Genomic DNA, 26512 nt, shown 5'->3' with positions numbered 1-26512 from the left:
TAGGCAATATGGAAGTTATCGAACAATTAAAACAGGAATATGACTTTCGCCTAAGACTTTTTGTGCAACGCTACCCAGCACCAGTTTTCGTACTCCTGTACGGCCATGAGAACCCATTACGATCAAATCTGCATTTAACTCTTGAGCAGCCTCAATAATTTCTTCATGCACTACAAAACCTTCAAGCAGTTTAGTTTCAACCGTAATGCCTTCTTCGGCAAATTTTTGTTTTGCTTGTTCTAAAATGTCGAGTAAATAAGTGCGTGTGCGTTCAATCAACTCATTAGTTTGACCAGTTTTTACATAGACATCTGCAATAAACGGGTCAAGTGCCATAACTTGTACAACCGTAATTTTGCTGTTTAGCGCTTTTCCCAGTTTGATCGCCTCTTTCATGGCAATCATAGAAGTTTCAGAACCGTCAATTGGTACAAGAATATGTTGATATAACATGAGTGTTTTCCTTATTGTAATGATGCTTATTTATTCAATACTTTATACTTATTTTTTGACGATTTAAATTCAAGCACGTAATCATTTGTGACTTTATAATAATAAATTTTTCTAGATAAACTTTTATAGATTTCGCAAATTTTCTATATGTGTAGATAAAGCATCTATATCATCAGTTTGCAAATATTCACGTATTTTCAGAATCTGCTTTTCATCTAAATCATACAGTTTTAAAGCAAGCAGTTTATCGATTTGTTCTTGAGGAAAGCGATATTTAATAATTTTCGCAGGCACGCCACCTACAATTGCATAGGATGGAACATCTTTAGTTACTACAGCTCCAGTTGCAACGACTGCACCTTCACCAAGTTTGACACCTTGCATAATCATTGCGCGACTGCCAATCCAACACCCATCAGCAATAACTGTGTCACCAGCTGCTACAAAACTACGGGTATCAAAAGGAAAAGTCGAAATCCAGTCTGGTCTATGAAGTTGGTTGCCACCCATCATGATGACGCATTCAGCGCCAAAGCAAACAAAATTACCTATATAAAGTTGGTCAATTGGTTTGTCCGGTGTCGAGGCTTTGTCATGTAAATAACGTACAACACAACGTTCAAAACCTTGGTCCCAATAGGCTGAATAATATGAATAATGACCTTTAATATGGATATTCGGGTTTTTAACAGTTTTGGAAATAAACTCAAATTCACACCAATGACGGACTGGGGTGTTAATTAAAGAAGTATCCATTTGTGATTTCCCAAAAATATATCAATGGTATTAAATAAAAACCCCTCATAAAGAGGGGCTAGTTGTGTATTATCTTAGAGATATTCTACACTTACGATTTCATATTCGACTTCGCCTTGAGGAGTCACGATTTTTACTTCATCGCCTTCACTCTTACTCAAAAGACCACGTGCGATTGGTGAGTTCACAGAAATTTTATTAATTTTAAAATCTGCTTCGTCATCGCCTACAATTTTATAAGTCTTACGTTCTTCAGTATCAAGATTTTCAATGGTGACAGTCACACCAAATACAACACGACCATTTTGCTCAAGTGTTTTGACATCAATTTCTTGAACTGCACCGAGTTTACCTTCGATATCCTGAATACGGCCTTCACAGAAACCTTGCTGTTCACGAGCAGCGTGGTATTCTGCGTTTTCTTTTAAATCGCCATGTTCACGCGCTTCAGCAATCGCTTGGATAATACGTGGGCGTTCAACAGATTTTAAATGTTGTAATTCTTTCTCTAAGGCAATTTTACCTTCAGGGGTCATTGGATAGCGTTGCATTTTGGTCCCTCTTAAGTTGAGAAAACACAGTTAAAAAAATGAAAAAATCCCGCCACCGATAAGGTGACGGGACTTATCGGTAACAAATTAACCTACAGTTAAATCTTGCAAGCGGTATACATCCATTGGCAATTTCACAGCAAAGGCTTGGCAAACAGCTTCTGCACCATTGATAGTCGTTGTGTAATACACTTTGCCTTGTAGGGCAGCACGACGAATCATTGCAGAGTCATATTGAGCCTGTTTACCTTCAGTGGTATTGACAATAAGGTGTATTTCACCATTTTTCAAGCGGTCAACAATATGTGGACGACCTTCAGTTACTTTATTCACAGATTCACATTCTAAACCTGCTTCTTTAAGCACTTGGTATGTACCACCTGTTGCAATAAGCTTGAAGCCATATGCAGCTAATTTCTTAGCGATATCTGCAATATATTTCTTGTCAGATTCACGTACTGATAAGAAAGCATGTTTTACTTCGCCTTCAGTTGGTAAACCTGGTAAGCGTTCATTTGAGCCTAAAACAGCTTTATAGAATGCTTCACCAAATGTTTTACCTACACCCATTACTTCACCTGTAGATTTCATCTCAGGTCCAAGCATTGGATCTACGCCTTGGAATTTAGCGAATGGGAAAACAGCTTCTTTCACAGCAAAGTGTGTTGGAATGATTTCTTTAGTAAATCCTTGAGATTCAAGTGATTGACCAGCCATACAGCGTGCAGCTACTTTTGCTAAAGAATCACCAATACATTTCGATACGAATGGAACTGTACGTGAAGCACGTGGGTTAACTTCAAGAATGTAAACATCATCGCCTTTAACTGCGAACTGAACATTCATCAAACCAACCACACCAAGTTCTTTTGCCATCGCAACAGTTTGACGACGCATTTCATCCTGAATTTCTTTTGATAAAGAATAAGGAGGAATTGAACATGCTGAGTCACCTGAGTGAATACCAGCTTGTTCGATGTGCTGCATAATACCGCCGATCACAACGTCTTTACCGTCAGATACACAGTCAACATCAACTTCAGTTGCATCATCTAGGAAACGGTCAAGAAGAACAGGGGCTTCGTTAGATGCCTGAACTGCTTCACGAAGGTAACGTTTAAGTTCTTCTTCGTTATATACGATTTCCATTGCACGACCACCTAATACATAAGATGGGCGAACAACTAACGGATAACCTACTTTTGCAGCTTCAGAGATACCTTCTTCAGCAGATTTTACAATGCTGTTGTTTGGTTGACGAAGCTGTAAACGTTGGATCATTTGCTGGAAACGTTCACGGTCTTCTGCACGGTCAATTGCATCTGGTGATGTACCAATAATTGGTGTACCAGCTTCTTCTAAAGCACGTGCCAATTTAAGAGGAGTTTGACCACCGTACTGTACGATTACACCTTTAGGCTTCTCTGTACGTACAATTTCAAGCACATCTTCAAGTGTTACAGGTTCGAAGTATAGACGGTCAGATGTGTCATAGTCGGTAGAAACAGTTTCAGGGTTACAGTTAACCATGATTGTTTCATAACCATCTTCACGCATAGCAAGCGCCGCGTGTACACAGCAGTAGTCAAATTCGATACCTTGACCAATACGGTTTGGACCACCACCAATCACCATGATCTTGTCACGATTTGATGGGTTTGCTTCACACTCTTCATCGTAAGTTGAATACATGTATGCAGTACCAGATTCAAACTCGGCAGCACATGTATCAACACGTTTGTAAACTGGGTAAACACCCAAATTCCAACGTTGTTTACGGAATTGCTTTTGTGAAATACCCATGAGGTCAGCAATACGCAGGTCAGATAAACCTTTGCGTTTGAAAGCACGGATATTGTCAGCGTTTAAGTCACCAAAACCTAAAGCTTTTACTTCAGCTTCAGTTTTAACGATGTCTTGAATTTGAATGAGGAACCAACGGTCAATTTTGGTTGCTTCAAACACTTCATCTAAAGAGAAGCCATGACGGAAAGCATCTGCTACATACCAGATACGCTCAGGGCCTGGAACTTTAAGCTCTTTTAAAATGGTTTCTTTTGCATTTGTTGCGCCAGCTTCGATTTTTTCATCAAAACCGCTTACACCAACTTCAAGACCACGTAATGCTTTTTGTACAGATTCCTGGAAGTTACGGCCAATAGCCATTACTTCACCAACAGATTTCATCTGAGTGGTTAATACAGGTTCTGCTTGTGGGAATTTCTCGAAGTTAAAACGAGGAATCTTCGTTACAACATAGTCAATCGATGGTTCAAAGCTTGCAGGAGTCACGCCACCAGTGATGTCATTTTTCAATTCATCAAGGGTATAACCAACAGCAAGTTTTGCTGCGATTTTTGCGATTGGGAAACCTGTTGCTTTAGAAGCAAGAGCAGATGAACGAGATACACGAGGGTTCATCTCAATGACAACCATACGTCCATCTTTCGGGTTAATACCGAATTGAACGTTAGAACCACCTGTTTCAACACCAATTTCACGAAGAACTGCAACCGAAGCATTACGCATCAATTGATATTCTTTGTCTGTTAATGTTTGAGCAGGAGCAACGGTAATTGAGTCACCAGTGTGAACGCCCATTGGGTCGAAGTTTTCGATAGCACATACGATAATACAGTTGTCGTTTTTGTCACGAACAACTTCCATTTCGTACTCTTTCCAGCCAATTAAAGATTCATCGATCAATAACTGGTGAGTAGGAGAGAGGTCAAAACCACGTTCACAAATTTCAAGGAATTCTTCGCGGTTATATGCAATACCACCGCCCGAACCACCCATTGTAAATGATGGACGAATAATTACAGGAAAACCAAAGCGTGACTGGATTGTTAAAGCTTCTTCCATTGTTTCAGCAATGGCAGCTTTTGGACATTCCAAGCCAATTTTGCGCATAGCGATATCGAAGAGTTTACGATCTTCGGCTTTCTCAATCGCTTCTTTGCTTGCACCAATTAATTCAACATTATATTTAGCAAGAACGCCGTGCTCATCAAGTGCGAGGGCACAGTTCAATGCAGTTTGACCACCCATAGTTGGCAATACTGCATCTGGACGTTCTTTTTCAATAATCTGTGCAACTGTTTGCCAAGTAATCGGCTCAATATAAGTTGCATCAGCCATTGAAGGATCTGTCATGATGGTTGCTGGATTAGAGTTAACCAAAATAACACGATAGCCTTCTTCACGAAGTGCTTTACACGCTTGAGCACCTGAGTAGTCAAACTCACATGCTTGTCCAATCACAATCGGGCCAGCACCAATAATTAAGATGCTTTTAATATCCGTACGTTTAGGCATTATTCGCTCCGTAATTACTGTTTAGATGCTTCGATAAGTTCGATGAAATGATCGAACAAAGGTGCACAATCATGTGGACCAGGGCTTGCTTCAGGGTGACCTTGGAAGCTGAAAGCTGGTTTGTCTGTACGGTGGATACCTTGTAAGGTGCCATCGAACAATGATTTATGCGTTGCTTTTAAGTTAGCCGGTAAAGTTTCTGCATCTACAGCAAAACCATGGTTCTGTGAAGTAATCATCACTGTACCATCTTCAAGATTTTGTACAGGATGGTTAGCGCCGTGGTGACCATGGTTCATTTTTACAGTTTTTGCGCCAGAAGCGAGTGCCAGAATTTGGTGACCTAAGCAGATACCAAATACAGGTAATGTTGTGGTTTCAACAATAGTTTTTACAGATTCGATCGCGTAATCACAAGCAGCTGGGTCGCCAGGACCATTTGAGAGGAATACGCCATCCGGATTAAGTGCCAATACTTTTTCAGCCGGAGTTTCTGCAGGAACAACGGTTAGTTTGCAACCGCGGTCTGCAAGCATACGCAAGATGTTGGTTTTGACACCGTAATCGTATGCAACTACATGGTATTTTAATTCAGGTTGAGAGAAGCCTTTGCCTAAGGTCCATGAACCTTCCGACCATTCAAAACCTGTTGGATCACAACATTCTTTTGCAAGGTCTAAACCGTTTAAGCCACCAAAAGCACGTGCTTTTGCAATTGCTTCTTCTTCTGTAATATTTTCGCCAGCAAGGATACATCCGTTTTGGGCGCCAGTCTGACGTAAAATACGAGTCAGTTTACGAGTATCGATATCTGCGATAGCAACAACATTATGCGCTTGCAAATATTCACTCAGCGACTGCTCAGCACGGAAATTACTGTGTAGTAGTGGAAGGTCACGAATAATTAAACCATTCGCCCATACTTTATGGATACGACCAGATTCAACGTCTTCCGAGTTGCAACCAGTGTTGCCAATATGAGGGTAAGTTAATGTCACAATTTGTTGTGCATAACTTGGGTCAGTCAAAATTTCTTGATAGCCTGTCATGGCTGTGTTAAAAACGACTTCTCCAGTCGTACTTCCCGGTGCGCCGATTGACGTTCCTTTAAAGATCGTTCCATCTGCGAGGGCTAAAATGGCGGGGATGCTCAAACCAAAGCTCCTGAATTTCGGCTGTAAAAAAGCGAGTAGACCCAAAAAAGATCGGCGATGTTTGGATAAAACATGCCCTCCCTATCGGTCTGCCCGCTTGTAACTTAACAGCGCATTATACGCATGGAACCCCCTAAAGTCTATTTCTTTTCTGCTAAAAAATATAATTCATTGCTTGCTTTTTACAAAAAAATATCCGCTTATCTGAATTAGATACTTTTGATAAATTGTCTAACAATTTGGAAGGGGAATTCTTGGAACTAGATTTATTGTATTGCTAGTTAAAAAATAAACAATATGAGGAAATAGTATGAGCAATAATGAAGTTTCAAAAGATGTGAGCGAAAAAGCTCAAGCGGTAGTTGAGTCGGTAAAAGCTGAGGTTAATGAAGTGAAAGAAACCATAGCTGCTACTACAACTAAGGCTAAAAAAACAGTAACTGCTAAAACTGCACAGGTAAAAGAAGCTGTTGCCGAAAAAACTGAGCAAGTTAAAGAAGTTGCTACAGAAGCAACAACTCAGGTAAAAGAGGCAATTACTGAGACTCAAGAACAAGTTAAAGAAGTTTTAAGCGAGACTCAAGAGAAAATTGAAGCTGAAACTCACGAATTAAATAAGAACATTCAAAATCAATTTGTTCAAATTAAACAAGATATTCTACAGCGTCTGGATGTGATTAAAGCTCAGTTTAGTACTTCACAAGAAGGCTTATCTGACCTTAAAAATGCTTTGAAAGCAGAAATTAATGCACTTATTGAAGATTTAACGAAAGTGAGCAAAGAGCTTAAGGGTGATATTAGCCAGATTTCTTTGAAACACAAAGATTCTCTAAGTGAAAGTATTAAGCGTACTAAAAGTAATGCAGTCGAAGCTTGGAATAAAGCACGAGACAATTAATGATCTCTGCTTTGATCCAGCTATAAAAAAGCGAGAATTAATTTCTCGCTTTTTTATTTTTAGAACTGATGTAACCAGTCACGTTTATTATGGAAATCTGCACTTTTTCCACTATGCTGCATTGCATAGTACTGCATACCTTCTTTGGTCTTTAAAACTGTAGTCAAACCTAAATAAAGGTTTGCCCATTTCAAGCGATGCTGTTGCATAAATTGTCCTAAATCAAGACTAACATTTAAGCCATAGTGAGTACGCTTGAGATGATTCAGTTCAATATCGTAAGCAGCAAGGGGAGGTATACTTTCTGGATAGCGATATTCTTCAAACTGATATGACTGCCATGCTTGAGAAGGGGAAAGATTAATTTCCCGATAATAATCTTCACCATGCACGCCAACAAAAATTTCGAAACAAGTTTCTTCCCACAAAAAATCTTGACGAGGATGAGCCGCGACTTCTTGAGGCCAGATAATAAGTTGATTTGGATCACGAATCCAAAAACCGATATTTAAGGTATAGGGTGCTTGCTGTTCAATTGCGCCAACAACGGAAACAGCTTGAAAACGATCAAAAGCTGAAAGTTCGTAACTTGCCATAGTTTGTCAAATTAAATTAGTTTGCTAGATGAGCGTGACGAACAAGATTAGATAAATGCTGGTTTTGTTTAGCTGCTTTTTTGTAAAGCAAAACAATTTTACCAATTTTTTGCACAGCTTGAGCACCTGTAGCTTCTACAATTGCGTCAATTGTTGCAGTACGCGCTTCACGGTCTTCACCAGCAATCTTAACTTTAATAAGCTCATGGTCATTTAAAGCACGAAGCGTTTCTTCGATTACCGCGTCTGTTAAGCCTTGTCCACCAATCATGACAACCGGATTAAGCACATGACCAATTTGACGTAAACGTTTACGTTCATGGATAGATAAAGCGGCCATTAAAAATACCTGATTTTAAAAACGGCTTAGTATAGCAAAAAACTTAAAACCAGATGTACGAAAAACTGTATAAATAATCGATCAACATTATTGGAAAAAAACTGTAAAACTTAGTGAGATTACGCTACATCCGTACTGTAATGAGAGTAATTTTCACGTACAATGAACGATCAGAAGTTTTTTTGATATTTAGTGAGTTATGGCAACACGCATTACAAACCAGAAATTGTCGAAAAGTAGTCGTGTATGGATGAGGGAACATCTGGACGATCCTTTTGTAAAAAAAGCACAAAAGGAAGGATATCGTGCTCGAGCAGCCTATAAACTTCTTGAAATCCAAGAAAAATATAAGTTGATCAAGCCAGGCATGACTGTAGTGGATTTAGGCGCGGCTCCTGGTAGTTGGTCTCAAATCGCTGGGAAACTCGTTGGTAGCAAAGGTTTAGTGGTTGCTTCCGACATTTTGCCTATGGATGCTTTGCCTGATGTCACTTTCTTACAAGGCGACTTTAGAGAAGAAGATGTATTTGAAAAATTGTTAAATATTTTAAATGGGCGACAAGTAGACATTGTAATTTCTGATATGGCCCCCAATACATCAGGTAATAGGGCCGTTGATCAACCTAGACAGATTTACTTATGTGAATTGGCTTTAGATTTCGCTCAAAAGGTTCTGGGTCCTAATGGACAGTTTGTTGTTAAAGTGTTCCAGGGCACAGGATTCGATGAGTTTCGTAAACAAGTAGTTGATAGTTTTGATGTGTTAAAGACAGCAAAACCAGCAGCTTCTCGGGCGCGGTCTAAAGAGGTTTTTTTGATTGGACAAGGGCGTAAGAAAGCATTGCAATAAAGTTTACTTGCCAAGCTCCTAAAAATTGTGCATTTTGTACTTTTAGGTTATCCGCAAGCAATACAGTTGCTGCTTTTATGACGATCGGCCAAGATTGGGCATGATCAAATTAGATCGATATGGGAATAAAGCTTTGAGCGATTACTTCAAGAATGCCGTATTGTGGCTAATAATACTTGGTGTTCTGATTTTAATTTTCAGTAATATCAGTGACCGCAATAAGCCTACTGCGATGAAATATTCAGATTTCGTTGCAGCGGTGAATAGTGGCCAAATTAAGCAAGTCACAATTGACGGTTTAAATATTAATGGTGAAAAAACTAACGGATCGCAGTTTGAAACTGTTCGTCCGCAAGTTGAAGACACTGAGCTTATGCCAAGCTTAAATAAACAAAATGTTGTTGTAGAGGGAACAGCTCCACAACGTCAAGGCATTTTGATGCAACTTCTCATTGCTAGTTTCCCTGTACTGTTAATCATTTTGTTATTCATGTTCTTTATGCGTAACATGGGTGGTGGTGCAGGCGGAAAGAATGGACCGATGAGTTTTGGTAAATCAAAGGCAAAAATGCTTTCTGAAGACCAGATCAAAGTCAATTTTTCTGACGTCGCCGGCTGTGATGAGGCAAAACAAGAAGTTGTTGAAATTGTAGATTTCTTAAAAGACCCAGCAAAATTCAAACGTTTGGGCGCTACTATTCCTCGTGGCGTACTTATGGTTGGTCCTCCGGGTACTGGTAAAACGTTATTAGCTAAAGCAATTGCTGGTGAAGCGAAGGTTCCTTTCTTCAGCATTTCAGGTTCTGACTTTGTAGAAATGTTCGTGGGTGTGGGTGCGTCCCGTGTCCGTGACATGTTTGAGCAAGCGAAGCGTCACGCGCCATGTATCATCTTTATTGATGAGATTGATGCAGTGGGTCGTCACCGTGGTTCAGGTACAGGTGGTGGTCATGATGAGCGTGAACAAACCCTAAACCAAATGCTTGTAGAGATGGACGGTTTTGAAGGTAATGAAGGCGTAATTGTTATTGCTGCAACTAACCGTGTTGATGTGCTTGATAAAGCATTATTGCGTCCGGGTCGTTTTGACCGTCAAGTAATGGTTGGTTTACCTGATATTCGTGGTCGTGAGCAAATTCTGAATGTACATTTGAAAAAGTTACCTTCAGTCACGGGTGTGGACATGCAAGTCTTAGCGCGTGGTACACCAGGTTTCTCTGGTGCACAGTTGGCAAATCTTGTTAACGAAGCTGCATTATTTGCTGCACGTCGTAATAAGAATACTGTTGATATGCATGACTTTGAAGATGCAAAAGACAAAATCTACATGGGTCCAGAGCGTAAGTCGATGGTTCTACGTGAAGAAGAGCGTCGTGCTACTGCTTATCATGAAGCTGGTCATGCAATTGTTGCAGAGATTTTGCCTGGTACAGATCCTGTTCATAAAGTAACAATCATGCCACGTGGTTGGGCTTTGGGTGTAACTTGGCAGTTACCTGAACAAGACCAGATTAGCCATTATAAAGACAAGATGCTAAACGAAATTGCGATTTTGTTTGGTGGTCGTATTGCTGAAGAAGTGTTTATCCAACAGCAATCTACTGGTGCTTCAAATGACTTTGAGCGAGCTACTAAAATGGCGCGTGCAATGGTTACTAAGTACGGTATGTCTGACAAAATGGGCGTAATGGTTTACGAAGACGAAAACCAGAATGGTTTCTTTGGAAATGTAGGTAGTCGTACTATCTCTGAAGCAACTCAACAGTTGGTTGACGAAGAAGTACGCCGTATTCTTGATGAGCAATATAAAGTTGCGCGTAATATCTTAGAAGGTAATAAAGATATTGCACACGCAATGGTAAAAGCTTTGATGGAGTGGGAAACCATTGATCGTGATCAAATTCGTGACATTATGGAAGGTCGTGAACCACAACCACCTAAGGTCTATGTTGCTGAAAATCCAGTGGCTGCATTTGAACCACCAAAAGATGGTCCATCTACACCACCACCATTACCAGCAATGAACTAAACCAGTTAAAAAAAGAGCCACTATCATGTGGCTCTTTTTTTATGTGTGTATTTCAGACAAAGCCGAAAAGAAATCAACAGTATATCGAGCAGAGACTTGTTAAAATGTTGCCGAATATTAAATTGGAGCTTGTCATGCAGTTAATGCCTTTACCTCAGCAAATTCTACAATGTGGACAGCTTCAGTTAGATTTATCACGGCCTCAAGTTATGGGTATTTTAAATGTCACACCAGACTCTTTTAGTGATGGTGGAAAGCATAATCAGTTAGATCAAGCTGTGGCGTATGCATTAAATATGATTGAACAAGGCGCCACAATTATAGATGTTGGCGGGGAATCTACTCGACCAGGTGCATCAGAAGTAAGTGTAGAAGAAGAGGTACGACGAGTTGTTCCTGTGGTTGAAGCTTTAGCTAAACATGATGTGGTTCTATCGATTGATACAAGTCAGCCTGATGTTATTCGTGCAGCGAAAGAAGCGGGTGCGCATATTTGGAATGATGTGCGTGCGCTTACTCGACCAGATGCATTAAAAACGGCAGCAGAGTTAGATATACCTGTAGTGATTATGCATATGCGTGGGGAGCCCACCACAATGAATCAGCTAGATCAGTATACGGATGTAACGTTAGATGTAATGCAAGAGCTTCAGCAGCGTATTAATGAGGCTCTAGCCGCTGGTGTGAAAAAGCATAATATTATTATCGATCCGGGATTTGGTTTTGCAAAAAATGCACAGCAAAATTTAAAACTATTAAAAGAGTTTTGGAAACTTAATGATATGGGTTATCCAATTTTATCGGGTCTTTCTCGTAAACGGTTTATTGGTGAAGCTTTAAAGGGTGTAGTCGCAGATCAGCGTGCGGTAGGAAGCGTTACTGGGCATTTGCTTAGTATTCAGCAAGGAGCATCCATTGTTCGTGCACATGATGTAAAAGCTATGCATGATGCAATTCTCGTTTGGAAAGCGATGGAACAAGCTTGAAGAAACAGGCTTTTATACTCAGATTGTGATTAATTAATTTCATGGATTGGATGATTGAGTCAGGGAAAATTGTCGTTATTATTTTGAAAATATGTTATAAGCGGCAGGTTTCTGCTGCTGTGTAAACTTTTGTATGTTCGAAGACTTACTTCTCCCAATGTTTGATGACGAGTATTATCCAGATATTTTAGTCGCTGAACTCAAGCAGTTAATTGAACAATTTGCCAAAAAAGTTCAAAAGTCTGCTTTAGCTGATCAGGATATCTATCGATATGCTCATCAAACTGTTATTGAAATTAATGAAATGAAACCACAGTTCGAAGATCTGGATTCTTCACTAGATGATAGTGCTGCTGACTATATTGCTGAGGCAATGATGATGGTGGCGCAGGGTGCAGGATATTTAGATCTTGAGATGGAAGAGCTGGTTATGAATCGAGAGTGGTGATTACTCTCGATTCTCAATATTTTCAAATGCATCTAATAAATGACAAGATGCCTTTGAATGAATTTCGTTTATTTCTTTAATTTTTAACACTAAAACACCATTCTCTTGATAATCGGCATCTGCTAATAAACTGATCCAATAAGTTTCTCGTTTTTGTTGTAATGCTTTGAATTTATCTATGATCTGCTCAGGTGCTTTAATTAAGTAATCATCTTTGGTAATAGAGCAGCGTGAAAAGTACCAGTTGTCATCTTTGAAAGAAATAGTGCCAGAAAAAAGATCTGTAGCGTAAACCTTGGATATAGAAAGGATGCTACACAGAAGTAATAATATTCTTATCATAAAATTCATTTTAATTAGGCATAAAAAAACCAGCTTACGCTGGATTCTTTGTAACACCAAATTCAATATTTGAAAATGGTGCCCGGGGCCGGACTCGAACCGGCACGCTTTGTGGGCGGGGGATTTTAAATCCCCTGTGTCTACCTATTTCACCACCCGGGCATGTGCGCAATAATAGATGACAAGACGGCGATTGGCAAGAGAAAATCGGATAGTTTGCTTTATTTTCAATCAGTTCGTACATGTATTTAAAAATAAGATCTACTTAAGTCATAATTTCTTCATCAAATTGAGATCAGTTGTTCATCTTATCTACTTAAGTTTAAGGCACTCATTGCTTAAAACTTAGGTAGTTGTATGTCAGAGAAAATTTCACGCCGAGAATTAATTCAAAAAAGTCTATTCGGTTTTGGGGCGCTGTCTTTGCCCGTAGCTTTTACGGGTTGTAATGATGGCTCAGATGATGAAAGTGCAGAGGTACAAGCAGATTTTTTACATGGAGTTGCGAGCGGTGACCCTTTGCAAGATAAAGTGATTTTATGGACGCGATTAACACCAGTAGATCTTGGTGCACGCCTTAAAGTTACTTGGGAAATTGCCACTGATAATCAATTTAAGCAGAATTTAAAGACGGGGATGGTTGAAACGACCAAGACTGACGACTTTACGGTGAAGGTGGATGCAGTAGGACTACAGGCGAATACCATTTATTATTATCGTTTCCGTTTTGGGAATAAAATTTCATCTGTCGGTCAAACTAAAACATTACCAATAACTACTAATAAAGTTACTTTTGCCGTATGTTCTTGCTCGAACTATCCGGCAGGTTACTTTTATGTTTACCGTGAAATGGCAAAGCAGAATGTCGATGTCATTATTCATTTAGGTGATTATATTTATGAGTATGGGGCAGATGGCTATGCGGCGGAAGATGCAGCAAAACTTGGTCGAACCTTACCAGCAGATAATAATAAAGAAATTATCAAACTAGATGATTATCGCAAACGTTATGCACTTTATCGTCAAGATAAAGACTTGCAAGCAGCTCACCAGCGTCATCCTTTTATTGTAATTTGGGATGACCATGAGTTAGCAAATGATACTTGGCGTGATGGGGCCGAAAATCATCAAAGTGATGAAGGGTCTTTTTCTGATCGTAAATTAGCTGCTTTACAAGCTTATTTTGAATGGATGCCTATTCGACCAGTTACTAGCACAGATCATTTAAATATTTATCGACAGTTTAATTTTGGTTCATTGGTTGAGCTGACGATGTTGGATACGCGTATTATTGCGCGTGATAAACAGCTTGAATATGCTGATTATATGACAGCTGCTGGTTTGAATGCTCAAAAGTTTCAGACCGACTTAACTGATCCAAAGCGTACTTTAATGGGCTATACACAAAGGGATTGGTTGGTTGATAAATTGAAGCAATCTACAGCAACATGGAATGTGATTGGTCAGCAAGTTCTAATGAGTAAGATGTGGATTCCTGCCGAGTTATTGTTGTCTTTAGGGCAAATTACTTCAGGTGGGGCTTCGGCTGAAACCTTGGCTAAAATGAATGCGCAAATTACAGAGCTAGTCACCTTGAAATTGCGATTAGAACAGGGTGATCCAACATTAACTGCTCAAGAGAAAACGCGAGTCACAACAGTAGTGCCATATAACCTCGATGCTTGGGATGGTTATTATGCTGAACGTGAAACCGTATATGAAAACTTAGCGAGTTTGAATAAGAAAGTTATTGTTCTGGCAGGCGACACTCATAATGCATGGGCATCTTATTTGTATAGCCAAAAAGGTCAATATGTTGGGGTTGAATTGGCGACGAGTTCAGTTTCTTCACCAGGCCTCGAAAAATATTTAAGTATTCCAATGGCTCAACTACAGCAGTTTGAATTTGCCTTTACTACGCTTATTGATGAATTAGCTTATTGTAATTTAAATCAGCGGGGCTATTTATTGGTTATGCTGGATCAAACACAGGTGCAGTCGAACTGGATTTTTGTAGATTCAATTAAAAATGCAGAATATAAAGTAGATACAAGTCGACAATATCAATTGGTATTAGATATGAATTTGACACCTGAAAAAGATAAGCAAAAAACCGCTTAGATATATTGGGTAGGGTAAGGGGTGCTAAGTAGCATCCTTTATTTTTTATAGGCATAAAAAAACCAGCTTACGCTGGATTCTTTATGGCACCATTTTCAATATTAGAAAATGGTGCCCGGGGCCGGACTCGAACCGGCACGCTTTGTGGGCGGGGGATTTTAAATCCCCTGTGTCTACCTATTTCACCACCCGGGCTTTACCAAATTTGGAGGCGGAGGTCGGAATCGAACCGGCGTCCACGGAGTTGCAGTCCGCTGCATGACCACTCTGCCACCCCGCCTACATTTGGTGATGCACATATTAGCAACCTTTACAGAAAAAACAATACTGTTTTTAGTGAAGATGAACATAAAAGCAACATCTAGAATAAAATTGTCCAAATAATCATGTATTATTGGCATATTAAATTCATGTCTACCTTGGAGATGTGCTGTGGCATTGGTTTTAGACGGTCGCGCATTAGCAAAGCAAATTGAAGAAAATTTGTCGGTACGTGTTGAAGCTTTAAAAGCTAAAACAGGTCGTACCCCGATTTTGGCGACTATTTTGGTTGGGGATGATGGCGCATCTGCAACTTATGTACGCATGAAAGGAAATGCCTGCCGTCGAGTAGGGATGGATTCTTTAAAAATTGAATTATCACAAGAAACTACAACAGAACAATTATTAGCTGAAATCGAAAAGCTAAATGCCAATCCAGATGTTCACGGTATTCTTTTACAACATCCAGTACCTGCACAGATTGATGAACGCGCATGTTTTGATGCGATTTCGTTAGCTAAAGACGTAGATGGCGTGACTTGCCTCGGTTTTGGCCGTATGGCAATGGGTGAAGCTGCATATGGTTCAGCAACTCCAGCTGGCATTATGACTATCCTAAAAGAGAACAACATTGAAATTGCGGGCAAACATGCAGTTGTGGTTGGTCGTTCAGCAATTTTAGGTAAACCAATGGCAATGATGCTTTTGCAAGCCAATGCAACGGTAACGATTTGTCATTCACGCACACAAAACTTACCTGAGCTTGTGAAACAGGCTGACATTATTGTTGGTGCTGTAGGTAAGGCGGAACTTATTCAAAAAGATTGGATTAAACAAGGTGCAGTGGTTGTCGATGCTGGTTTCCATCCTCGTGATGGCGGTGGTGTAGGTGACATCCAGCTACAAGGTATCGAAGAAATTGCTTCTGCATATACACCAGTACCAGGTGGTGTAGGTCCAATGACAATTACAACTTTGATTCGTCAAACTGTAGAAGCTGCTGAAAAAGCTTTAGGTTAATTTAATTAACGTTAGGCTGTTATTGATACGCGTAACCGTCATCCGCAATTGTTTGAGGCAGAAATACATTGAAAAATTAATGTTTCTGCGATGCTTTCGATTCTAGAGAGTATCTGCCGAGTTTTGCGGATGACAATGGTTTTGCCTACTTTTCCCGAAAGAAAAGTAGGTCCAACCGAAGGTTATTCTAAAAATTCAAATCATAATGGAATGACTCTGTTATGCTTGTTATAAAAATGAATTAAAAGAAATCTGATGAGCTGCACCTTTCAATTTACCAAAGCCCCTGAACATTTACTTCAAGCCTTGCATGAAGTCATCCCTCATTGTGAATTAATAGCACAGCAGTTGCCGGAAACACCTATTTCTTTATGGTTGATTCCGCCAGTTTTTCCAACTGATCGCTTAGATGATGAGGTGATTCGCCGTATCTGGAATGACACGCCGTATTGGATCTTTTGTTGGGCATCTGGTTTGGCGATGGCGCAGTGGATACTTGCAGAGCCGCATCATGTTAAAGATAAAGTAGTATTAGATTTTGGTGCGGGTTCTGGCGTGGTCGCTATAGCTGCAAAAATGGCTGGAGCAAAACGGGTAATCTGCTGTGATATTGATCAGGTTAGTCTAAATGCTTGCCGTGAAAATGCATTGCTTAATGGTGTAGAGCTGGAATATTTAGACGATTTATATAAAGCAGAGCAAGTTGATATTTTATTGGCAGCCGATGTGTTATATGACCAGTGCAACCGTTTCTTCTTAGATGAATTTTTAAAGTTTGCGCCAGAAGTCTGGGTCGCAGATAGCCGTGTTAAAAACTTTAGCCATCCTAAATATCAAAAGATTGATGAAAGAAGTGCATCAACATGGCCAGACCTTGATGAAGCTAAAGAATTTAGAAATGTAAGTTTTTATAAGACGCTGTAAAAACAGCGTCTTTTTTTTATATTATGAGCAGGTATAACGAACGACTTTTAGCGTACTCGGGCGTGCTTCAAGCGCTTGACGAGTCGCATAATCTTCACCATTATTTAAGCTCGGTGTATTAGATAAACCAAATGAGGCACGAGTTTCACCCAATTGAACACCATAATGTTCTTGTTGAGCCGGATTTGAAATCTCATTAATGCTAAGAACTGACAATTTATAAACTTTTTGAGCACCCAATACATTTTGACAAGCACGTTGCAATTTACGTTCATCTAATTGCTGATTGGTACGGCTAGCCAATGTATAAGCTAAAGTTGCGGAAGTTTTTGTTTGGTTTTCAATCTGATAGCCAGTTGAACCATTATATTGTCGAGGGGTGGTCTGGCAAGCAGTTAAAATAAACATGCTGCTTAATGCCAAACATAAAATACTTCTATTCATCAGTATCATCCTTATATTCTTATCTCTAGTATCTCATAAACACAACGATTGTTGGGGCTTAATCGCACGATTTAAGCTAACATCGGCTGGCGATATTAGCGCTTATTGGTAAAATATTAATGTTCTTTAATTTTTGAATGATGTTTAGTATCTTTCATAAAAATATAAATAATGAGTGAAATGAAGATCATAATAGTTACATAAATAAAGTACCAAGATTCATGACCAGCCTCTTTAAAACTCAAAGCAAAGAACTCTGCTGTACCGCCAAACAAGGTATTGGCAATCGCGTAGGGTAAAGCTACCCCTAAAGCCCGAATATGAGCAGGGAAAAGTTCAGCTTTAACCACGGCATTAATTGATGTATATCCCGTTACCATGACTAGACCTGCCAAACATAACCAGAAAGCAGTCCAATAATTATGTGTGGTTGCAAGGGTATTAAATAAAATATAAGTAAATAAAACCCCAGTTACACCAAAAGTGATCATGAGTGGTTTACGTCCGATACGGTCTGACAAAGCACCAGCTACAGGTTGTAAGCACATGAAAATAAATAGCGCTAAAGTGGTAATTTGAGTGGCTTCGGGTTTTGTAAATCCGGAAGTATTCACTAAATATTTTTGTAGGTAAGTGGTGTAAGTATAAAAAGCTAAAGTTCCGCCAGCTGTTAAAAATAATACTGTAAAAGCTTCTTTTGGGTAGTGCTTGAATAAAGCAAACATGCCTGATTGTGGCTGGTCTTTTTCAGCTTGAGCATTTTTAAAAGATTGTGTTTCTAATAAGCCACGACGAATACGGAACACAACAATGGCAAGTAAAGCACCAATAAAGAATGGAATGCGCCATCCCCAATCATGCAACTGTTGTTCAGTTAATACGATTTGTAATATTAAAAGAACACATAGAGCCGTCAATTGTCCTGCAATTAAGGTTACATATTGAAAGCTTGAAAAAAAACCACGCCGATTTCTTTCAGCCATTTCACTTAAATAGGTAGCGCTTGCACCATATTCACCGCCTACACTTAAACCTTGAATTAAACGTGCGACAACCAAAAGTAGTGGAGCGAATACGCCAATGCTTTCATAGGAAGGGGTGACTGCAATGAGTAGAGAACCCACACACATTAAAGTGACGGAAAGCGTAAGACCTGCTTTACGCCCTTTACGGTCTGAATAGATTCCCATAATCCATGCACCGATTGGGCGCATTAAGAAACCTACAGCAAAAATAGCGGCTGCTTGTAGCAACTGTGCAGTTTGGCTACCTTTTGGGAAAAAAGCATGAGCAAAATAGAGGGTAAATGCGGCATATACATACCAGTCGTACCATTCGACAAGGTTACCAGCAGAACCACCTAAAATTGATTTTAGGCGAGTTTTTGTATCTAAATGAGGTTGTGGAGTTGTTGCTGTAGAGGGTTGATCAACCATGGGTCGCTCCATGTTTCGCTTGGGTTGAATGCTAAAAAAGAGAGAATTTATTCCGTTTTTACATATTATCCAGAGGAGTATTTCACTTTATTTTTTTTATGTCTGTAAAACAATGTTTATTATTTAAGCAAAGGGATAGGTTGAATATTTATGTGATTTCAAATTAGACAATTCGCATGTTCTTATAGCTAAATTTTGACTTACTGCACATTATTTTCCCATAAAGATAAGAAAATTGATCAAGAATGACCAATGTTTAGTTTAAGAAGCAATATATGCGTTAAAAACAATGATATATTCCAAAGAAAATTTTGAATAATGCAGTTAGACATGATGTTTTATCGTCATGAGCTAGTGTGTGTAAATAATGAAAGGGACGTTCAGATGTCAAATTGCCCGAAAAAATATATTGTCGCTTTCGATCAGGGAACAACAAGCTCAAGAGCAATTGTTTTAGATCGTGATGCTAACGTTGTAAGTATTGCTCAAAAAGAATTTACCCAGATTTATCCTCAACCAGGTTGGGTGGAGCATGATCCTATGGAAATTTGGGCGACACAAAGTGCGGTATGGGTAGAGGCATTGGCTCAAGCTGGCATTAAGAGTGAGCAAGTTGCAGCAATTGGGATTACAAACCAGCGAGAAACCACAATTGTATGGGATGAGAAAACAGGAAAACCTATTTACAATGCAATTGTTTGGCAAAGCCGTCAAACGACAGAGATATGTAATCAATTACAAAAGGCGGGTTGGCAAGATCACGTCCGTAAAGTGACAGGTTTAGTAATTGACCCTTATTTTTCTGCCACCAAAATAAAATGGATTCTAGACCATGTAGAAGGAAGCCGTGAACGGGCCGAGCGAGGGGAGTTATTATTTGGTACGGTCGATACATGGTTAATCTGGAAATTAACCAATGGCGCAGCCCATGTCACTGATTTCACCAATGCTTCGCGAACAATGCTTTTTGATATTGAAAAGCTTGAATGGGATGAGAAACTTTTACAAGCTTTAGATATTCCTAAAGCAATGCTACCAGAGGTACGTAGTTCATCGGAGGTGTATGGTTATACACATACAATTAGTGGGCAAGAGGTTGGAATTCCAATTGCAGGTATAGCAGGGGATCAACAAGCTGCACTGTTTGGGCAAATGTGCGTAGAACCTGGACAAGCAAAAAATACTTATGGTACAGGCTGTTTTCTTTTAATGAACACGGGTAAAAAGATTGTCCGTTCAGAGCATGGCTTACTGACGACGATTGCTTGTGGTGCAAATGGTGAAGTGAACTATGCCTTAGAGGGCGCCGTGTTTAATGGAGGCTCTTGTGTACAGTGGCTTCGTGATGAGCTGAAGGTGATTAATAACGCTAAAGACTCGGAGCTTTATGCAACACGTGTAAAGGACAGTAATGGCGTATATGTAGTACCTGCCTTTACAGGTTTAGGTGCTCCATATTGGGACCCGACCGCTCGCGGAGCAATTTTTGGACTCACTCGTGGAGCGAGTATAGAGCATATTATTCGTGCAACTTTAGAGTCAATTGCTTACCAGACAAGAGACGTACTTGACGCGATGCAGCAAGATGCAGAAGAAGAGCTTCGAACACTCCGAGTTGATGGGGGAGTAACTGCTAATAATTTCTTAATGCAATTTCAGGCTGATATTTTAGCCACTCCAGTTGAAAGACCCACCATGAAAGAAACAACGGCTTTAGGTGCTGCTTTCCTTGCTGGACTGGCAACAGGTTTCTGGCAAGATTTAAATGAATTAAGGAATAAGTCTGCAATAGAAAAAGTTTTCGAGCCACGTACCAGTCTTGAAGAAACTGAAGTTATGTATAAGGGATGGTTGAAGGCAGTTCAACGTAGTCAAAATTGGGCAGAGGATTGATTTCCTTTAAACTAATTAAATCGTAGAGTAATCAATGACGAGCTAACCTGATAGGTATTTAAAATTGATTATTCTGCTTTTTTGATTGTTGTTTCATCAATTTGATGTTTTAATTTTTAATAACATAAACAATAAAAAGAAAATGAGAAATGACAGTACAAGCTAATGATTATTCAAAAATATATGATATTGCTGTGATTGGTGGCGGTATTAATGGTGTCGGTATTGCTAATGATGCGGCAGGCCGCGGATTATCCGTATTTTTATGTGAAAAAGACGATTTAGCTAGTCATACCTCATCTGCGAGCAGTAAATTAATTCACGGTGGTTTACGCTATTTAGAACATAAAGAATTTCGGTTGGTTAGAGAAGCTTTAGCAGAGCGTGAAGTCTTGTTGGCTAAAGCCCCTCATATTATTAAACCAATGCGTTTTATTATGCCTCATCGACCACATTTACGTCCTGCATGGTTAATTCGGGCAGGCCTATTTTTTTATGATCATTTAGGAAAACGAGAAAAATTATTAGGATCAAATCTCATTTATTTCAAAGAAGATAGTCCCTTAAAACCAGCTATAACCCGTGGCTTTGAATATTCTGACTGTACTGTAGATGATGCACGTCTTGTCGTATTAAACGCACTACAAGCGAAAGAGAACGGGGCCAAAGTTGTAACACGAACACGATGTATTAAGGCTTATAGACAACAAGAATTGTGGCATCTGGAATTACAAAGCGGGACTGAGTCTTATCAAATACGAGCAAAAGCTTTAGTGAATGCAGCAGGCCCTTGGGTCGAAGAAATTATTAGTGAAAACCTACAATTAAAATCGCCATATCAAATTCGGCTGATACAAGGAAGTCATATTGTTGTGCCTAAACTCTATGATTGTCATAAAGCTTTTATCATGCAAAATGAAGATCGACGGATTGTGTTTGCTATTCCTTATTTAGAAAAATACACATTAATTGGTACCACAGATCAGGAATATACAGGTGATCCACAAAAGGTGGAGATTACAGAAGTAGAAATTGATTACCTTTTAGCAGTGACAAATTCACATTTTAAAAAGCAGCTCACCCGCGCAGATATTGTAAGTCAGTTTTCTGGAGTGCGAGCTTTATGTGATGATGAGTCAGATAATCCTTCAGCAGTGACCCGTGACTATACTGTGGCGTTGCAAGTGGAAGATAAAACCACTCCATTACTGTCCGTATTTGGTGGAAAGATTACGACCTACCGAAAATTAGCGGAATCTGCTTTGGAGCAACTTAGCCCATTTTTCATAGAGATGGGAGAGGAGTGGACCGCAAATGAAGTATTACCTGGCGCAGAGAATTGGACCACACTTGAAGATTTAGTTATAAGAATTCAAAACCAAGTGGAAGGGGTAACTGAGCAGCTTGCTACGCGCTGGGCAAATGCGTATGGCTCTAGAGTTTGGAATATTTTGCATGAGCAAAAAACTCTTGAGCAGTTAGGACAAGATTTTGGTCACGGTTTATTTGAATCTGAAGTTCAGTATTTATGTGAAAATGAATGGGCAAATACGGCAGAAGATATATTGTGGCGTAGAACTAAGCTAGGTTTGGCATTTGATGAAAAACAAGTAAAAAATTTGGAAAGCTATTTGACTGGACGTCGACAAAAAGATGATGCCGCATAATAAAAAAGGTCGCATATAGCGACCTTTTTTATATTTAGCAATTAGAAGCCAGTTTTTACAGCTTCAAGTAAAGCTGTTTGACGTTCTTTTAATGCTTTTGGTAAGCGTTCACCAAGTTTATTGAATAACTCAGTGTGGCTTTCAATTTCAGTAACCCACTGATCTTTATTTTGAGCTGTGATAAGGTCAAATTCTTCTTTAGAGAAATCAGTACCTTCCCAGTTCAAGTCATCGTAAGTTGGAACAAGACCAATTGGTGTTTCAACAGCGTTTGCACGACCTTCACAGCGGTCAATGATCCACTCAAGAACACGCATGTTTTGACCAAAACCAGGCCATACGAAGTTGCCTTCAGCATCACGACGGAACCAGTTTACGTTGAAGATTTTTGGTAATTTATTACCAGCAGCTTCAGCTTTTGTACTTACTTCTTCACCAAGGCTTAACCAGTGATCGAAGTAGTCAGCCATGTTGTAGCCAGCAAATGGAAGCATCGCGAATGGGTCACGACGAACGATACCTTGTTGACCAACAGCAGCAGCAGTGGTTTCTGAACCCATAGTTGCAGCTTTATAAACGCCATCAACCCAATCAAAAGCTTCAGATACTAAAGGAACCGTATCTGCACGGCGACCACCGAAGATAAATGCAGAAATCGGAACACCTGCTGGATTTTCCCAGTCAGCATCGATAGAAGGGCATTGACCAGCAGCAACAGTGAAGCGCGCATTTGGATGAGCAGCTTTTTCACCATTTACGTGAGGTTGACCTTTCCAGTTAGTTAAGTTAGTTGGAATTTCTTTAGAAAGACCTTCCCACCATACTTCACCATCATTAGTCACCGCAACGTTTGTATAGATAACATCTTTGTGAAGAGTTGCCATACAGTTAGGGTTAGTTTTGGTATTTGTACCAGGAGCAACACCAAAGAAACCAGCTTCTGGATTGATTGCGTATAGACGACCATCTTCACCTGGTTTGATCCAAGCAATATCGTCACCTACAGTCTCAATTTTCCAGCCTTCATAGCCTGCTGGTGGAATTAACATTGCGAAGTTTGTTTTACCACATGCAGATGGGAATGCTGCAGCGATATAGTGTTTTTCACCTTGTGGGTTAGTTACACCAAGAATAAGCATATGTTCAGCTAACCAACCTTGTTCGCGTCCCATAACAGAAGCAATACGAAGTGCTAAACACTTCTTACCAAGTAATGCGTTACCGCCATAACCAGAACCATAAGACCAGATTTCACGAGTTTCTGGGTAATGAACGATGTATTTTTCAGGGTTGCAAGGCCATGCAACGTCTTTTTGCCCTTCAGCGAGTGGAGCACCTACGGTATGAATACAAGGAATAAATTCGCCGTCTGTACCTAACACGTCATAAACTGCTTTACCCATACGTGCCATTTTGCGCATGCTAACAGCAACGTAAGGAGAGTCAGTTAACTCAATGCCGATATGAGCAATATGGCTTCCAAGTGGACCCATAGAGAAAGGCACAACGTACATTGTACGACCTTCCATTGACCCTTCAAACAAACCATTTAACTTTTCACGCATAACAGCTGGTTCTTCCCAGTTGTTTGTCGCACCAGCATCTTCTTTCTTTTGAGAGCAAATGTAGGTACGATCTTCAACACGCGCAACATCAGATGGATCAGAATTTGCAAGATAAGAACCAGGATGTTTTTCTTGGTTTAATTTCTGCATGGTGCCGTTAGCGATCATCAAGTCGATTAGACGTTGATACTCTTCTTCGCTTCCGTCACACCATTCGATTTTTGCTGGTTTGGTTAAGTTTGCAATTTCTTCAACCCATGCGATAAGCTTAGGATGACGAACGAATTCTGGTGCGTTCACTGTGGTCATGGTGAGGCCTATTCAAAATATGTACAACAATGTACAAGTCATTCATTGAGGTACAATGAAAGATCAAATAAAAAAGTGGCTGTATTAAAGCATAAAATCATAAAAAAAATAAGACTAAAGAATAAGAAATAGATATTTTGATTTTTTAGTTTTTTTTATTAAAATCATCGGCTTATTGTTTTTTGGTGTATTTTATCCTTTACATTTTTATGTTGTATGTGTGTTATTTATATTATTTATTTATTTTAAAATCAATAACTTGATGTTTAAATTTTTCTTGAGAATTATTATTGATTAAACAAATGATCATCATTCGAAATTTACATAAAGAGACTTTTATTAGGCGATTTTCTATACAAAATATAGGGTAAATCCTCTCTAAGATAATAAAAATGCGGACTTTAAAACCCCTCTCTATCATCTATAACCAGAAATCAGGTTTTCATGCTTCGAAACATGAAGATATGTATGAACAATTAATGACTGTACTTACTGAATTTGGTTTTGAAATACAAGTTTTTGAATTAGCAGAGGGCGTCACCTTTGATGATTTGATGAATAAAGTTATCCATCGGCATAGTCAAAGTGCAAATTTAGGCGTTGTTGTTGCAGCTGGTGGGGATGGGACGTTAAATGCAGTCGCTTCAAAACTTCGACATACCAATATCCCTATGGGAATTTTACCTTTGGGGACTTTTAATTATGTCGCTAAAGTTTTAGATATTCCTTTAGATTTGTTAGAAGCTGCTGAAGTCATCGCTACAGGTACACCACGTTCTGTACATATTGCGACGATTAACGATCATATTTATTTGAACAATGCGAGCTTAGGCCTTTATCCATTGTTTATAAAAAAACGCGAGCTCTACAATAAATACTTAGGTCGTTTGCCTTTACATGCCTATACCTCGGCTTTGGACGTTTTATTAAGAGAAAATAAATCAATGAAACTCTCCGTCACGGTTGATGGTAAGAAATATCCAGTCAAAACACCTCTAATTTTCTTTGGTAATAATCAATTGCAACTATGTGATATGAAACTAAGAATTGCGGATTGTGCTGCACAAGGGCGAGTCGCTGGAGTGGTCATTACAAAAAGTGATAGGCTTAGTTTATTAAACATGTTGTGGCAGTGGATTCAAGGCAAAGTAGAAGAGGCACAAGATGTTTATAGTTTTTGTGCAGACCATGTGATGGTAGATTGTGCAAAAAGATCAAAACTTACCGTGGCTTTAGATGGTGAAATATTAGAGATGAAAACACCATTAAATTTCACTGTAGAAAAGAATGCTTTAAATATTATGGTGCCAAATGTTACTACATCTGTCTGATTTGCATTTTGGAACAGAAATTGAGGCCTGTTTAGATGCGATTCGGCTTTTTTGTACCCAACATAGACCTGAAGTTATTGTTGTGAGTGGAGATATTACTCAGCGTGCCCGATATCAACAGTTTTATAATTGTCGCCAATTTTTAGATAGTCTTAATATTCCTTATCTTATTGTACCGGGTAATCACGATATTCCTTTGTATCATGTCTGGAATCGTTTTTTTTCTCCATTTACTCGCTATCAATATTTTTTTGGTCAGCTTGAGCCAACTTTAGAAACTGAGCATTTTTATATCGTTGGCGTGAATAGTATACGCCGCCGTTATCATACACGTGGGCATATTTCTATTGAGCAAATTCAAACTACATATGAGCGATTACAGCAAGGACCCGCGAATAAAATCAAATTAGTGGTTTTTCATCAGCCTTTTTATACTCCGCCTGATGACGAGCATGGTATTAAAGATTGTCCTGTATTAGGAAAAATGGCACTCGAAAAATGGAGCACAACAGGGCTATTCGGTATGTTACATGGGCATCTACATAAAACGGCTGTATATGATTTAACGCAGATCTATCATTTAGAAATAGATCATCCTATTTATGACATTCATGCAGGGACAGCGACATCTAGCCGTTTGCATTATCATGTTCCGAATAGTTTTAATGTCATTTCAAATGAGGGGAAAATTGATCATTATTGGTTTAATTACGATTTAAAGATTTTTCAATTAATTTAATTTATAAAAATTCTATAAGACATTTAACTTAAGAGTAGATTGATAAAATTTTATCCATTACAATGCCTAAGCTTTAAATTC

Annotated in this window: 23 protein-coding genes, 3 tRNA genes and 1 pseudogene; 13 read left to right on the top strand and 14 right to left on the bottom strand. The window is 39.2% G+C overall.

Annotated elements, in window-relative coordinates:
* Window positions 1-15 precede the first annotated feature (15 nt).
* The 5 genes from ACPF64_RS18750 to carA all read right to left on the bottom strand — a co-directional run bounded on the left by ACPF64_RS18750 (window position 16) and on the right by carA (window position 6232).
* Window positions 16-453 (bottom strand): universal stress protein, encoded by a 438-nt coding sequence (locus tag ACPF64_RS18750; protein WP_151743835.1) that lies wholly within the window; start codon window positions 451-453, stop codon window positions 16-18.
* Between the two features lie 123 nt (window positions 454-576).
* Window positions 577-1209, bottom strand: coding sequence for a CatB-related O-acetyltransferase (locus tag ACPF64_RS18745; protein WP_426455057.1), 633 nt, complete (start codon window positions 1207-1209; stop codon window positions 577-579).
* Window positions 1210-1283: 74 nt separating this feature from the next.
* Window positions 1284-1760 carry a transcription elongation factor GreA gene (gene greA, locus ACPF64_RS18740; protein ID WP_003650066.1) on the bottom strand — a complete coding sequence of 159 codons (477 nt, stop codon included), beginning with the start codon at window positions 1758-1760 and terminating at the stop codon, window positions 1284-1286.
* Window positions 1761-1847: 87 nt separating this feature from the next.
* Window positions 1848-5078: a carbamoyl-phosphate synthase large subunit gene (gene carB, locus ACPF64_RS18735; RefSeq protein ID WP_005038712.1), complete on the bottom strand. Its 3231-nt coding sequence runs from the start codon at window positions 5076-5078 to the stop codon at window positions 1848-1850.
* A gap of 14 nt (window positions 5079-5092) precedes the next feature.
* Window positions 5093-6232, bottom strand: coding sequence for a glutamine-hydrolyzing carbamoyl-phosphate synthase small subunit (gene carA / locus ACPF64_RS18730; RefSeq protein WP_045429218.1), 1140 nt, complete (start codon window positions 6230-6232; stop codon window positions 5093-5095).
* A 123-nt stretch (window positions 6233-6355) separates the two neighbouring features.
* Here carA and ACPF64_RS18725 point away from each other — a divergent pair.
* A pseudogene (locus tag ACPF64_RS18725) lies at window positions 6356-6513 on the top strand (hypothetical protein).
* 29 nt (window positions 6514-6542) lie between these two features.
* Window positions 6543-7130: a hypothetical protein gene (locus ACPF64_RS18720; protein WP_056481669.1), complete on the top strand. Its 588-nt coding sequence runs from the start codon at window positions 6543-6545 to the stop codon at window positions 7128-7130.
* 59 nt (window positions 7131-7189) lie between these two features.
* Here the strand turns inward: ACPF64_RS18720 and ACPF64_RS18715 are convergent, their stop codons facing one another.
* Window positions 7190-7726 carry a DOMON-like domain-containing protein gene (locus tag ACPF64_RS18715; protein WP_003650074.1) on the bottom strand — a complete coding sequence of 179 codons (537 nt, stop codon included), beginning with the start codon at window positions 7724-7726 and terminating at the stop codon, window positions 7190-7192.
* A 16-nt stretch (window positions 7727-7742) separates the two neighbouring features.
* Window positions 7743-8066, bottom strand: coding sequence for a ribosome assembly RNA-binding protein YhbY (gene yhbY / locus ACPF64_RS18710; RefSeq protein ID WP_003650075.1), 324 nt, complete (start codon window positions 8064-8066; stop codon window positions 7743-7745).
* 199 nt (window positions 8067-8265) lie between these two features.
* On the opposite strand from yhbY, the gene rlmE reads away from it, so the two are divergent.
* From rlmE to ACPF64_RS18690, 4 genes are all read left to right on the top strand, one after another.
* Window positions 8266-8916: a 23S rRNA (uridine(2552)-2'-O)-methyltransferase RlmE gene (gene rlmE, locus ACPF64_RS18705; protein WP_005038716.1), complete on the top strand. Its 651-nt coding sequence runs from the start codon at window positions 8266-8268 to the stop codon at window positions 8914-8916.
* A 133-nt stretch (window positions 8917-9049) separates the two neighbouring features.
* Window positions 9050-10945 (top strand): ATP-dependent zinc metalloprotease FtsH, encoded by a 1896-nt coding sequence (gene ftsH, locus ACPF64_RS18700; RefSeq protein ID WP_026056144.1) that lies wholly within the window; start codon window positions 9050-9052, stop codon window positions 10943-10945.
* A gap of 134 nt (window positions 10946-11079) precedes the next feature.
* A complete protein-coding gene (folP, locus tag ACPF64_RS18695) occupies window positions 11080-11931 on the top strand; it encodes a dihydropteroate synthase (protein ID WP_426455052.1) in 852 nt (283 codons plus the stop codon).
* A 133-nt stretch (window positions 11932-12064) separates the two neighbouring features.
* Window positions 12065-12379: a DUF5713 family protein gene (locus tag ACPF64_RS18690; RefSeq protein ID WP_005038721.1), complete on the top strand. Its 315-nt coding sequence runs from the start codon at window positions 12065-12067 to the stop codon at window positions 12377-12379.
* On the opposite strand, the gene ACPF64_RS18685 is transcribed toward ACPF64_RS18690, so the two are convergent.
* Window positions 12380-12721, bottom strand: a complete 342-nt coding sequence (locus ACPF64_RS18685) for a hypothetical protein (protein ID WP_198495260.1) — start codon at window positions 12719-12721, stop codon at window positions 12380-12382. It abuts the gene before it with no gap.
* A gap of 76 nt (window positions 12722-12797) precedes the next feature.
* Window positions 12798-12883, bottom strand: a tRNA-Leu gene (locus ACPF64_RS18680).
* Between the two features lie 195 nt (window positions 12884-13078).
* Between ACPF64_RS18680 and ACPF64_RS18675 the strand changes: the two genes are divergently transcribed.
* Window positions 13079-14842, top strand: coding sequence for an alkaline phosphatase D family protein (locus ACPF64_RS18675; RefSeq protein WP_426455049.1), 1764 nt, complete (start codon window positions 13079-13081; stop codon window positions 14840-14842).
* A gap of 109 nt (window positions 14843-14951) precedes the next feature.
* Here ACPF64_RS18675 and ACPF64_RS18670 read toward each other — a convergent pair.
* A tRNA-Leu gene (locus ACPF64_RS18670) sits at window positions 14952-15037 on the bottom strand.
* 11 nt (window positions 15038-15048) lie between these two features.
* A tRNA-Cys gene (locus tag ACPF64_RS18665) sits at window positions 15049-15122 on the bottom strand.
* Between the two features lie 152 nt (window positions 15123-15274).
* On the opposite strand from ACPF64_RS18665, the gene folD reads away from it, so the two are divergent.
* Complete coding sequence (gene folD / locus ACPF64_RS18660; RefSeq protein WP_003650084.1) at window positions 15275-16123, top strand: bifunctional methylenetetrahydrofolate dehydrogenase/methenyltetrahydrofolate cyclohydrolase FolD; 849 nt, start codon at window positions 15275-15277, stop codon at window positions 16121-16123.
* 255 nt (window positions 16124-16378) lie between these two features.
* Window positions 16379-17047 carry a class I SAM-dependent methyltransferase gene (locus ACPF64_RS18655; RefSeq protein WP_426455047.1) on the top strand — a complete coding sequence of 223 codons (669 nt, stop codon included), beginning with the start codon at window positions 16379-16381 and terminating at the stop codon, window positions 17045-17047.
* Between the two features lie 21 nt (window positions 17048-17068).
* Here ACPF64_RS18655 and ACPF64_RS18650 read toward each other — a convergent pair whose 3' ends face one another.
* Window positions 17069-17491 carry a hypothetical protein gene (locus ACPF64_RS18650; RefSeq protein WP_003650088.1) on the bottom strand — a complete coding sequence of 141 codons (423 nt, stop codon included), beginning with the start codon at window positions 17489-17491 and terminating at the stop codon, window positions 17069-17071.
* A gap of 116 nt (window positions 17492-17607) precedes the next feature.
* Window positions 17608-18939 carry an MFS transporter gene (locus ACPF64_RS18645; RefSeq protein WP_080027650.1) on the bottom strand — a complete coding sequence of 444 codons (1332 nt, stop codon included), beginning with the start codon at window positions 18937-18939 and terminating at the stop codon, window positions 17608-17610.
* Between the two features lie 372 nt (window positions 18940-19311).
* On the opposite strand from ACPF64_RS18645, the gene glpK reads away from it, so the two are divergent.
* Entirely contained in the window at window positions 19312-20820 is a 1509-nt protein-coding gene (glpK, locus tag ACPF64_RS18640) for a glycerol kinase GlpK (RefSeq protein WP_426455044.1), read from the top strand.
* Between the two features lie 149 nt (window positions 20821-20969).
* Window positions 20970-22487, top strand: a complete 1518-nt coding sequence (gene glpD / locus ACPF64_RS18635) for a glycerol-3-phosphate dehydrogenase (protein WP_426455042.1) — start codon at window positions 20970-20972, stop codon at window positions 22485-22487.
* 41 nt (window positions 22488-22528) lie between these two features.
* Here the strand turns inward: glpD and ACPF64_RS18630 are convergent, their stop codons facing one another.
* Window positions 22529-24361: a phosphoenolpyruvate carboxykinase (GTP) gene (locus tag ACPF64_RS18630; protein ID WP_005038731.1), complete on the bottom strand. Its 1833-nt coding sequence runs from the start codon at window positions 24359-24361 to the stop codon at window positions 22529-22531.
* A gap of 392 nt (window positions 24362-24753) precedes the next feature.
* Here ACPF64_RS18630 and ACPF64_RS18625 point away from each other — a divergent pair, with 392 nt between their 5' ends.
* Both ACPF64_RS18625 and ACPF64_RS18620 read left to right on the top strand, forming a co-directional pair.
* Window positions 24754-25692, top strand: a complete 939-nt coding sequence (locus ACPF64_RS18625; protein WP_198077517.1) for a diacylglycerol/lipid kinase family protein — start codon at window positions 24754-24756, stop codon at window positions 25690-25692.
* Entirely contained in the window at window positions 25673-26431 is a 759-nt protein-coding gene (locus ACPF64_RS18620; RefSeq protein ID WP_045429255.1) for a metallophosphoesterase family protein, read from the top strand. The genes ACPF64_RS18625 and ACPF64_RS18620 overlap by 20 nt, the downstream gene beginning before the upstream one ends.
* The last annotated feature ends 81 nt before the right edge of the window (window positions 26432-26512 follow it).

This window comes from Acinetobacter sp. KB005, from assembly GCF_049949095.1.
In the GTDB taxonomy this organism is placed as follows: Bacteria; Pseudomonadota; Gammaproteobacteria; order Pseudomonadales; family Moraxellaceae; genus Acinetobacter; species Acinetobacter calcoaceticus.
This window is presented reverse-complemented; position numbering and strand designations above follow the sequence as displayed.